General features: G+C 70.7%; 1 protein-coding gene. It reads left to right on the top strand.

What is annotated here, in order from left to right; all coding sequences use genetic code 11:
• Positions 1-205 precede the first annotated feature (205 nt).
• Positions 206-1027 carry a TIM barrel protein gene (locus U1T56_RS24085; RefSeq protein WP_418162031.1) on the top strand — a complete coding sequence of 274 codons (822 nt, stop codon included), beginning with the start codon at positions 206-208 and terminating at the stop codon, positions 1025-1027.
• The last annotated feature ends 100 nt before the right edge of the window (positions 1028-1127 follow it).

The following is a 1127-nucleotide window of genomic DNA, read 5'->3' as shown; positions in this document are numbered from 1 at the left end:
CGACCGGTCCCGACGCCTGGGACGGCTATGCCGCGCAGGCGGTCTGCGACGCCGCGCTCGAGGCGCTGCGCACCGGCGAGCGGATCGAGGTGGCGCCGCGCGAACGCCCGGCTTTCTACCGCTGACCGGCCGACCGAAGCAGACTTCCGACAGGGCGGGAGAGGAAGGCGTCTCCTGCCCTTCCCCGTTCGGGGTACCTGGTACCATGAACGAACCGTTGCCCCACAGCCGATCCGAGGAGCCCGAATTGTTCACGCTTGCCGCCTGTGCCGAGATGCTGTTCCTCGACTTGCCCGCCGTCGAGCGGGTCAGGAGGATCGCGGCACTCGGCTTTCACGTCGAGATCTGGGACTGGACCAGACACGACATCGAAGCGCTCGCGCGCACCGGTGCCGTGTTCTCCTCGATGACCGGCTATATCGAGGGCGATCTCCTCACCGAGGATGGCACGGGCGCGCTGCTCCGCACGGCCGAGCAGTCCGTCGCCGTCGCCAAGCGGCTCGGCTGCCCCCGGCTCAACCTGCACGGCACCGGGCTCGGCGCAGGCGGGCTGCCGGTGAAGCCGGTCCACGCGGTCACCGGTGCCATGTGGCTGAAGGCCCGGGACACGCTGGCGCGCGTCGCCGCGCTCGGCGAGCGGGCGGGTGTGATCTTCGTGCTCGAAAACCTCAACACCGCGGTCGACCACCCCGGTGTGCCGTTCGCCCGCGCCGCCGACACGCTGGCCCTGGTCGAGGCCGTCGATCACCCGCACTTGCGGCTCAACCTCGACCTCTACCATGCGCAGATCGGCGAGGGGAACCTGATCGAGCTCGTTCGTCGCGCCGCGCCGTTCATCGGCGAGATCCAGGTCGCCGACGTGCCCGGCCGGTACGAGCCCGGCACCGGCGAGATCAACTACCCGGCCGTGGCGCGAGCACTCGCCGCACTCGGCTATCGCGGCACGATCGGCCTCGAGGCCTGGGCGTCGCGCGACAGCGAGCTGGCGCTCGAACGGTTCCGCCACGCGTTCACGCTCGCGACCTGACCGGGCCGCGCCGAGGCCCCGACGCCATCAGGGAGGACCCACGTGAAGATCGCTCTCGATCCCTACATGCATCGCCACGTGCCGCTGCTCGAGCTGCCGC

Source organism: Benzoatithermus flavus (assembly GCF_037908215.1).
Classification (GTDB): domain Bacteria; phylum Pseudomonadota; class Alphaproteobacteria; order Geminicoccales; family Geminicoccaceae; genus Benzoatithermus; species Benzoatithermus flavus.
This window is presented reverse-complemented; position numbering and strand designations above follow the sequence as displayed.